We start from the raw sequence: 9,533 nt of genomic DNA, 5'->3' as shown, positions 1-9,533 counted from the left end.
CCCCGCCCGGGGGGGGGGGGCGGGGGGGGGGCCCGCGGGCGGGGGGCCGCCCCCCCCGGCGGGGCGGGGGGGGCCCCGCGGCCCGGTGGTGGGCCGGGCGGGCCCCTCCGCGCATTCCGGTGGCTTGTCTCAGCCGCGGCGGTCCAGCAGCTTCCAGGCGGTGGGCAGGACGCCCATGGCCAGCGCCGCCTTCAGCGCGTCGCCGATCAGGAACGGGACGAGTCCGGCCGCGACGGCGGCGCTCAGCGACATGCCGGTGGACAGGGCGAGGTAGGGCACGCCGATCGCGTAGACGACCGCGGAGCCGACGGCCATCGTGCCCGCGGTGCGCAGCACCGAGCGGTCGCCGCCGCGCCGGGCGAGGGCGCCGACCACGGTGGCGGCGAGCAGCATGCCGAAGACGTAGCCGAGGGAGGGCATCGTCCAGCCCGAGGTGGCCTCGGCGAACCACGGCATCCCGGCCATGCCGACGAGCGCGTACAGCGCGAGGGACAGGAAGCCGCGGCGGGCGCCGAGCGCGGTGCCGATGAGGAGCGCGGCGAAGGTCTGGCCGGTGACGGGGACCGGGGAGCCGGGCACCGGGACGGCGATCTGGGCCGCGATGCCGGTGAGGGCGGCGCCGCCCAGGACGAGGGCCGCGTCCACCGCGTAGCGGTGCCGGGCTGCGGGCAGCAGGTCGGCGAGGACCGCTCCGGAACGGACGGGGGCGGCAGCAGTGCTCATCGGGACTCCGCGGGTGAGGGCAGGCAGGTGGGGAGGGACGGAGCCGACGTTAGCCCAGGAGCGATCGGCCGATCACCATCAGCCGCCCACAAAGCGGCGGTTGACGGGTTGGTGGGGTTCACACAAAGGCCGCCGCGCAATCGCTTCCGGGCGTGATGCTCGTCACGGAGGCGGGGCAGGTGGGGGCCGTTTTGCCGGGAGAGGCACGGCGGGCCCAGACTGTAGGTTCCCCATAAACGGTCCGCGAATGATCCGAGAGTGACCCGCACCCCATGCACGAGGCTCCCCCCACCGCGTCCGCTTCCGCCGCGGTCCCCGCCGAACCACTGGCCCACGGACTGAAGCAGCGCCATCTCACGATGCTGGGGCTCGGCGGGGTGATCGGGGCCGGGCTGTTCGTGGGCTCGGGCGCCGGGATCGCGGTGGCCGGGCCCGCGATCGTGCTGTCGTATCTGATCGCCGGGGCGCTGGCGATGCTGGTGATGCGGATGCTCGGCGAGATGTCGGCGGCGATGCCCGCCTCCGGTTCGTTCTCGGTGCACGCGGAGCGGGCGCTCGGGCGGTGGGCCGGGTTCAGCGTCGGCTGGCTGTACTGGTTCCTGCTGGTGGTGGTCCTCGCCGTGGAGGCGACGGCGGCCGCGCAGATCGCCCACGGCTGGGTGCCGGGCGTCGAACCGTGGGCATGGGTGCTGCTGTTCATGGTGGTCTTCACCGCGGCGAACCTGACGGCGGTGAAGAACTTCGGCGAGTTCGAGTTCTGGTTCGCCTCCTTGAAGGTCGGCGCGATCCTGGTGTTCCTGGTGCTCGGACTGCTGGCGGTCTTCGGGCTGCTCCCGGACACCGACCCGGTCGGGACGGCCAACCTGACCGGACAGGGCGGTTTCCTGCCGAACGGCTGGAGCGGGGTGGTCGCCGGGGTGCTGACCGTGGTCTTCGCCTTCGGCGGCCTGGAGGTCGTCACCATCGCGGCCGCCGAGACGGACGACCCGGCGCGGGCAGTGGGGCGGGCGGTGCGCAGCGCGGTGGTGCGCATCCTGTTCTTCTACGTCGGTTCGATGCTGGTCATCGTGGCCGTGCTGCCGTGGACCGCGCAGCGGGCTGGGCTGAGCCCGTATGTGAAGGTGCTGGACGCGATCGGGGTGCCGTCGGCGGGGCAGATCATGAACATCGTGGTGTTCGTGGCGCTGCTCTCGGCGCTGAACGCGAATCTGTACGGATCCTCCCGGATGATCTTCTCGCTGGCGGAGCGCGGCGAGGCGCCGCGCGGCCTGCTGAAGGTGTCCGGCGCAGCTGACGGCTCCCGGGACAGGACCGGCCGGAGCCGGGGCGGGGTACCGCGGCGGGCGGTGCTGGCGTCGGTGGCGTTCGGCTTCGTCTCCGTCCTGCTGAACCTGCTGTGGCCGGACACGGTGTTCCTGTACATGCTCAACTCGGTCGGCGCGGTGCTGCTGTTCGTCTGGGCGCTGATCGCCCTGTCGCAACTGCGGCTGCGGGAGCGGCTGGAGCGCGAGGCCCCCGGGGCGCTGTCCCTGCGGATGTGGTGCTTCCCGTGGCTGACCTGGCTGACCCTGGCCGGTCTGCTCGGGGTCCTGCTGCTGATGCTGACCGACGAGGCGGCGCGCCCGCAGGTGCTGTGGTCGGCGGGGGCGACGGCGCTGGTGCTGCTGGTCGCGGTGGTACGTCAACGGCGGGAGCGGCGGGCACGCGGGAAGGCCTCGGCCACCGGCCGGTAGGCGCGTGTTCACCTTGTGTGAGCCTGGTGCCCGTATAGCGGACACCTGTTCCGTGTGAGCGGTGAGGGTGCCCAGACTGTGGGCTCGTCCCCTGTCTCGGCTAGTGAACAGAGCTCGTCCATGTCCCGGACCTCCGCGTCTCCCCCCACCTCCGGCTCCGCGGCCCCCGCCCCGTCGACGGACTCCGCGCTCACCCACGGCCTCAAGCAGCGGCATCTGTCGATGATCGCCCTCGGCGGGGTGATCGGCGCCGGTCTGTTCGTCGGCTCGGGCGCCGGGATCGCCGCGGCCGGTCCGTCGATCATCGTCGCGTACGCCATCTCGGGCCTGCTCGTCATGATGGTGATGCGGATGCTCGGCGAGATGTCCGCCGCCAACCCGGCCTCCGGCTCCTTCTCCGTGCACGCCGAACGGGCGATCGGCCCGTGGGCCGGGTTCACCGCCGGGTGGTCCTTCTGGTTCCTGCTCTGCGTGGCGGTCGGCCTGGAGGGGATCGGTGCGGCGCAGATCGTCAGCGGCTGGCTGCCGGGAACCCCCGAGTGGGCGTGGGTCGCCCTCTTCATGGTGATCTTCCTCGGGACGAACCTGGCCGCCGTGAAGAACTTCGGTGAGTTCGAGTTCTGGTTCGCCGCGCTCAAGGTCATCGCCATCACGCTGTTCCTGGTGCTCGGCCTGCTGGCGATCCTCGGCGTGCTGCCCGACACGGACGCGCCCGGCCTCGGCAACCTCACGGGGGACGGCGGCTTCCTGCCGAAGGGCATGGACGGCTTCATCATCGGACTGCTCGCCTCCGTCTTCGCGTACGGCGGTCTGGAGACCGTCACGATCGCCGCCGCCGAGTCGGAGAACCCGGTGCGGGGCGTCGCGAAGGCGGTCCGTACGGCGATGTGGCGCATCGCGGTCTTCTACATCGGCTCGATGGCGGTCATCGTCACGCTGGTGCCGTGGGACGACCCGAAGGTCGCCGAGGTCGGGCCGTTCTACGCGATGCTCGACCACCTCGGCGTGGGCAGCGCGGCGCAGATCATGAACGTGGTCATCCTCATCGCCCTGCTCTCCGCGATGAACGCCAACATCTACGGCGCCTCCCGCATGGCCCGTTCGCTGGTGGCCCGGGGGCAGGGTCCGTCCGTGCTGGGCAGGGTCTCCTCCGGGGTCCCGCGCAACGCGGTGCTGTTCTCCTCGGTCTTCGGCTTCCTGTGCGTGCTGCTCAGCTACTGGCGGCCGGACGACGTCTTCCCCTGGCTGCTGAACATGATCGGCGCGGTGATCCTGGTGGTGTGGATCTTCATCGCCGCCTCTCAGCTGATCCTGCGCCGCCGGACCGAGCGGGAGGCCCCGGACAGGCTGGTCGTGCGGATGTGGTTCTTCCCCGTCGGCACGATCGTGGCGCTGGCGGCCATGGCGGGCATCTTCCTGCTGATGCTGCGCCAGCCCGACACGCGTGACCAGTTGCTGGCCACGGGGGGCCTGACCGTCGTACTGATCGGCGTCGGGCTGGTACGCCAGCGGCGACGGGACGGCGGCGCCGACCAGGCCGCCGGAGCCGACGGGTCGGCGGAGACCCCGGCACGGCGGCGGTAACCCCCGGACGTCCGCGCGGCTCCGGGAGCCGTGGTGCCTGTTCCCGGGTGCCGTGCGGCGCGGTGCCCCGTCGGCCGTACGGCGCGGCGCGCGTCCGTGAGCGAGCGGACACGAGAGGGTCGGACTCCGTACGCCGAGCCGTCACCCGCGCTCGCTTCGGTGGTGTCTTCCGCCACCCGAGGAGCTGTCATGTCCCTTGCACCAAGGCGCCGTTCGGTCCTCCTGGCCACCGCCGCGTCCGCCGTCGCCACGGCAGCCGCCACCGCCCCGGCCGTCGCGTCCGCCCCGGCGGCGGAGTCCGGGGCGAAGGGGCCGCGCCCGCCCCGCCCCTTCGGCCCGGTCGTCGTCGGACACCGCGGCTCCGCCGGCTGGCGGCCCGAGCACACGGCCGCGTCGTACATCCACGCCGTGCGGGCCGGGGCCGACTGGATCGAGCCGGACCTCGTGCCCACCAAGGACCACGTCCTGGTCGTGCGGCACGAGAACGAGATCGGCGGCACGACGGATGTGGCGGGGCGCCCGGAGTTCGCGGACCGCCGCACCACGAAGACGGTCGACGGCAAGGCGGTGACCGGGTGGTTCACCGAGGACTTCACGCTGCGCGAACTGCGGACCCTGCGCGCGGTGGAGCGGCTGCCGCAGATCCGCAACCGCAACACCGTCTTCGACGGGCGGGAGGGCGTGCTGACCTTCCAGGAGGTCGTGGACCTGGCCCGGCGGCTGTCGCACGAGTCGGGCCGCCGGATCGTGGTGTTCCCCGAGACCAAGCACCCCACGTACTTCCGCTCGATCGGGCTGCCGCTGGAGGAGGAGCTGATCCGGGTGATCCGCCGCAACCGGCTGACCGCCCGGGACTGCGTCGTGCAGTCCTTCGAGCCGTCCAGCCTGCGCCGGGTGGCCGCCGCGCGCCTCGGGCTGCCGCTCTGGCAGGCGCTGGGCACGAGCGGGGGCCCGTACGGCCACAAGATCACCTACCCGGACATGATGAGCCCGGCCGGACTGCGCGAGATCGCCTCGTACGCGCGGTGGATCGGCCCGGACAAGTCCTCGCTGGTCGCGCCGAGCACCCTGCTGGCGGACGCGCACGCGGCGGGCCTGAAGGTCGGCGCGTACACCTTCCGCGCGGAGAACCAGTACCTCCCGGCCACGTACCGGCGGGGTGAGGCGCCGAACGACTTCGGCGACGCGTTCGCCGAGTACGCCGCCCACTACGAGCGGGGCGTGGACGCGGTGGTGACGGACTTCCCGGACATCGCGGCGCGGGCGCGGGAGGAGCTGCGGCGGTAGCGGGCCGGGCGGAGTTCCGACCGGGGAGCGCCGAGACCGTTTCTTTATCGATATCACGACAACCTTTTTCGCTTGTGGCAGACCTCACCGCAGATGCAGGTGGTATAGGGGCTTTCCGCCCGTTTCCCGCATTGGACGCGACCGCCGCACCTCGGCTTCGATGAGCGCTCGGAGCCGTTGGGGGGCGGCGAAGGGCCCCCTGCGGCCATGAACCGACCGGAACGCATCCGTTCGGCATCAGGGAGCAGAGGGGAACCACGGTGGCAGAGCCGGCACGTCCGTCACGAGGGGCGTTCAGCAGACGTCAGGTACTGACCATCTTCACGGCGACGGCAGCCGGTTGCGCGCTGCCCGTCACGCTCGGAATCCGGCCGGCCTACGCGGCGGGCCCGGTGGACACCGCCGCGCCCGGCACCGGGGACCTCCCGGACACCGACCGCGGCAAGGTGGTCCAGGCGTACCGGTCGGGCGGCCGAGCCGTCCGCACAGCGGCGGGCGCGGCGCTGGTGGGGAGCGCCGGGGACGTGACGGCGTTCCTCGACCGGAAGCTGCCGGCCGCCCGGGCGGAGGACAACCGGTTCACCCTGCTGAAGTCCCTCGCCACCGGAGGCAGGGCGACCCGTGCGGACATCGGCACGGCCTTGTCCGGCGGAACCGCGGCGGTCGAGAGCTTCCTCCAGAACGGTTTCCGGGACGTCGTGGAGGAGGATCTCAGGGTGGCCGTCACCACGGTGATGGCCCACGGTGAGCGGGCCGTCAAGCGCGGCGGATCGGCCGCGCTGGACGCGGATTCCGCCTTCGCCCTGCGGGCCTTCCTCAGTGGCGGACAGTTCACCGCCCGCGAGGAGGACGAACGCGTTCAGGTGAGCTCCCTGCTCGTGACGGCGTCGCCCCAGGTGCGCGCGTACGCGGAGCGGGCACTGGACGACGGGTCGCCGCGGGCCATCAGGTGGTTCCTCCGGACGGGACAGCACATCGCCCGCGCCCGTGACGAGGAATCGGCGACGGTCCAGCAACTGGTCAAGACCGTCGAAGCGGAAGGGCAGCGCGCCGGTCTCAAGACCGACGAGGCCGTCGAGCTCTCCGAACAGGCGGTCAAGGCGGCTGAGAAGGCCAAGGAAGCCGCGCTGGAGGCGAAGGCCGAGGCCAAGGCCGCCGAGCAGGACGTCCAGCTCTCCGCCAGGGCGGCGAACAAGGCCGCGGAGGCCGCCAGAGGGGCGGCCTCGGCCGCGTCGACAGCGGTGTCGGCCTCGCGTACGGCACAGGCCGCCGCGCACCGTTCGGTGATGGCAGCCCAGGCGGCGGCCTCGGCGGCCGCCTCGGCGGGCCGTGCCGCGGCACGCGCGTACCGCGCCGCGATCGCCGCCTCCGGTGACGCGTCCAAGGCGTCGGCGGCCCGAGCGGCAGCGCAGACCGCGCGCGCCATGGTCGGCTTCGTCCGGACGGTGGCGGCCAAGGCCGACCTGGCGGCGAAATCCGCCGAGGCGGCCGGTAACGCGGGCGCTGCCGCCGCCGGCTCGGCGGTCAACGCGGCGGCAGCGGCCCGCGCTTCGGCCGACGCGGCCTCGTCGGCGGGTGCCGCTCAGTCCGAGGCCGCCGCCGCACGGCAGGCCGCCGCCGTGGCGGACGCCGCCGCGGTGAGGGCGACCCAGGCCGCGAACAGGGCGCGGACGCTGGCCGGACGGTCGGCCGCCGCCGCCCGCCTGGCACGCGACGCGGCCAACAGCGCGGCCGACCACGCCGAGAAGGCGGCGAAGGCCGCCGAGGAGGCGGCCGACCACGCGGGCGACGCCGTCGACCACGCCAACCGGTCCACCGCCGCCGCCAAGGCCGCGGTCCAGGCGGCGAAGGCCGCCGCCGACGCCGTGGCCGAGGCGAACGACGTCGAGAAGGCGGCCCGCCAGGCGGAGGACGCCAGGCTGGCCGAGGAGACCGACGAGGCGATCGAGCGGGCCCGGCTGGAGGCGCGTGCCGAGTCGGACCAGCTCGCGCGGCTCAACCGGGAACGGACGCAGGAAGCACGGCTGTCCGAGGAGCTCCGGGCCCTCATCGGCTCCGCCGAGTCGGCGCTCCGGGACGGGCGGACCGGGGAAGCGGTGACGACCGGGCGCGCCGCGGCGCTCCAGCTCATGGACCGGTCCGGAACATGGACCAGGGCAGCGGCGGAGTTCGCGCTGGCCGGTTCGGACGAGGACGCCCTGCGCTGGGTCGAGACCGACCGCCTGATCGCTCTGCGGCAGGACAACGTGGAGAACGTGGCGGCGATCGCCGCGGTGTCGACGACCAAGGTGGCCCAAGCCGCCGCGGAGGCCCTCAAGAGCGAGGACCACACCAGGATCAGGGCGTTCCTCGAGAGCGGCGCGGTCGAGGCGGCCAAGGAGGACAACCGGGTCGAGGTGTTCTCGATCCTGGCCGACGAAGGCACCGGCACCGCGGTGCGGCGTGCGGCCGAGGCCGCTCTGGAGCAGGGGACCGCGGAGGCCCTGCACGCCTTCCTGCACGTCGACCGCGCCGCGGCCGTCCGGGAGGACGACCGGGTCGCGGCCACGGCCCTCCTGGTGACGGGGGGACCGTACGTCAAGGCGGCGGCCACGATCGCCCTTGAGGGCGACACCCACATGCTCCGCCAGTTCGTGGGGACCACGCAGCACGAATTCGCCCGGCTCGACCACGACCACGCCACGCACATCAACGCGATACGTGCCTCCGTCGCCCGCGCGGCGAAGATCGCGGCGGACGCGCAGGAGGACGCGGCGCGGGCGTCCGAGGCCGCGGCCCGCGCGCGCAAGGCCGCCGCCGAGGCGACCGAGTGGGCCGACCGCGCCAAGGGCTACGCGGCCGATGCCGCACGCTCCGCCGAGGAGGCGCGCAAGAACGCGGAGGCCGCCGAGAAGTCCTCGGCCGCCGCCGCCCGGTCGGCCGAGACCGCCCGTCAGGCCGCCGCCGCCGCGCGCCAGGCCGGCAGCGTCGCACGGCACGCGGCGACACGCGCGGTGCGGTCCGCGGGGGCCGCCGCGTCCTACGCCGCGGACGCCCAGGCTTCGGCGACGGCGGCGCGACGTGCCGCGCTCGCCGCGGGGCAGGACGCCGCCGCTGCCGCACGAGCCGCGGTCGAAGCCCGGGTCCTCGTCATGGAGGCCGCGATCAAGGAGGCGGTCCAGCAGGCGCTGGACAACGCCAGGACGCCCATCAAGCCGGGAGAGAACGGTCTCCCGGTCGGTGCCGAGAGCTGCCTGACCCCCTTCGGCACCACGGTGCCCTCCGACAACAGCACGAACCCGTGGGAGCTCGGCTGGAGCTGGCTCACCGGTAAGGGACCGCAGTCGCAGTGCTTCGGCCCGAACGACCCGTTCACCCGGCTCTACCGCGAGCACGCCAACACCCGGAAGACCATCGACTTCTTCGCCGCCCGCACGCTGTCCGGGGACTACGAGCTGGGCCACACCTACATGTTCGACTACAGCCTCGGTGGTTTCGACGGCGCGGCGAAGTATGTCCGGGACTACGGGACGCTCTCCACCGCCGGGCTCACCGGGAATCTGGCCTACACGTTCCTGGGGTCGCACTACGTTCGGATGACTCCCGTCCGCGAGAACGCGGACGGCTCCGTGGTTTGGCGCTACACGGCGTTCAACGAATCGGACGTCGAGTCCGCGACCCATCCTCCGGTCGTCGGCTACACGGACTGGTGGAGTGACAGCGTCGGTTCGCTCGTGGACAAGGTCGTCGGCGACTCCGGTCCGCTGTCGCCGAAGACCCAGGTCATCGAGTTCGACGTCACGCTGCGCCGATGAAGGGCCGTACGACCGGCCGGCACCGGTTCGTCTCGGCCCTGGCGGCCGCCGCCGCCGTACTCCTCGCGGGGTGCGCGGCCCCCATGGGCCCCGACGACGTGCCCGGCACGTACCGCGACCAGACCACCGGCGGCGAGATCCGGCTCAAGGCCGACAAGACGTTCTCCGCCACGGACGTCTCGACGGACGGGACGTCGGACCCCGCCGACTTCAGCGGGCGGTGGGACCTGGTCGGCGGTGAGACGTCCGGCGGCTTCGTCTATCTGTCGATCGACGAGGGCTCGTCCGGAAAGGTCCGCGGTATCCAGCTCTACACGAAGGACAAGGACACGGTGTACTTCAGCCCGGACCCGGACGGGCCGCCGTCCCTGGAGCTCACCAGAGACTCCGGGCCGTAGCCCGGAGACGTCGG

The 9,533-nt window shown here is 73.1% G+C and carries 6 protein-coding genes; 5 read left to right on the top strand and 1 reads right to left on the bottom strand.

Annotation, left to right across the window (positions count from 1 at the left end; genetic code table 11):
* Positions 1-129 precede the first annotated feature (129 nt).
* Positions 130-723 carry a biotin transporter BioY gene (locus tag ACIRRU_RS08460; protein WP_363199538.1) on the bottom strand — a complete coding sequence of 198 codons (594 nt, stop codon included), beginning with the start codon at positions 721-723 and terminating at the stop codon, positions 130-132.
* A gap of 272 nt (positions 724-995) precedes the next feature.
* On the opposite strand from ACIRRU_RS08460, the gene ACIRRU_RS08455 reads away from it, so the two are divergent.
* From ACIRRU_RS08455 to ACIRRU_RS08435, 5 genes are all read left to right on the top strand, one after another.
* Complete coding sequence (locus tag ACIRRU_RS08455) at positions 996-2,456, top strand: amino acid permease (protein ID WP_403677843.1); 1,461 nt, start codon at positions 996-998, stop codon at positions 2,454-2,456.
* Positions 2,457-2,576: 120 nt separating this feature from the next.
* Complete coding sequence (locus ACIRRU_RS08450; RefSeq protein WP_403677840.1) at positions 2,577-4,040, top strand: amino acid permease; 1,464 nt, start codon at positions 2,577-2,579, stop codon at positions 4,038-4,040.
* A gap of 189 nt (positions 4,041-4,229) precedes the next feature.
* Positions 4,230-5,327 carry a glycerophosphodiester phosphodiesterase family protein gene (locus tag ACIRRU_RS08445; RefSeq protein ID WP_403677837.1) on the top strand — a complete coding sequence of 366 codons (1,098 nt, stop codon included), beginning with the start codon at positions 4,230-4,232 and terminating at the stop codon, positions 5,325-5,327.
* A gap of 260 nt (positions 5,328-5,587) precedes the next feature.
* On the top strand, positions 5,588-9,121 hold the full coding sequence (locus tag ACIRRU_RS08440; protein ID WP_403677834.1) for an ALF repeat-containing protein: 3,534 nt from the start codon (positions 5,588-5,590) through the stop codon (positions 9,119-9,121).
* Positions 9,118-9,519, top strand: coding sequence for a hypothetical protein (locus ACIRRU_RS08435; RefSeq protein ID WP_403677831.1), 402 nt, complete (start codon positions 9,118-9,120; stop codon positions 9,517-9,519). The genes ACIRRU_RS08440 and ACIRRU_RS08435 overlap by 4 nt, the downstream gene beginning before the upstream one ends.
* The last annotated feature ends 14 nt before the right edge of the window (positions 9,520-9,533 follow it).

Origin of the sequence: Streptomyces sp. NPDC101181 (assembly GCF_044767975.1) — a bacterium.
Taxonomy (GTDB): domain Bacteria; phylum Actinomycetota; class Actinomycetes; order Streptomycetales; family Streptomycetaceae; genus Streptomyces.
This window is presented reverse-complemented; position numbering and strand designations above follow the sequence as displayed.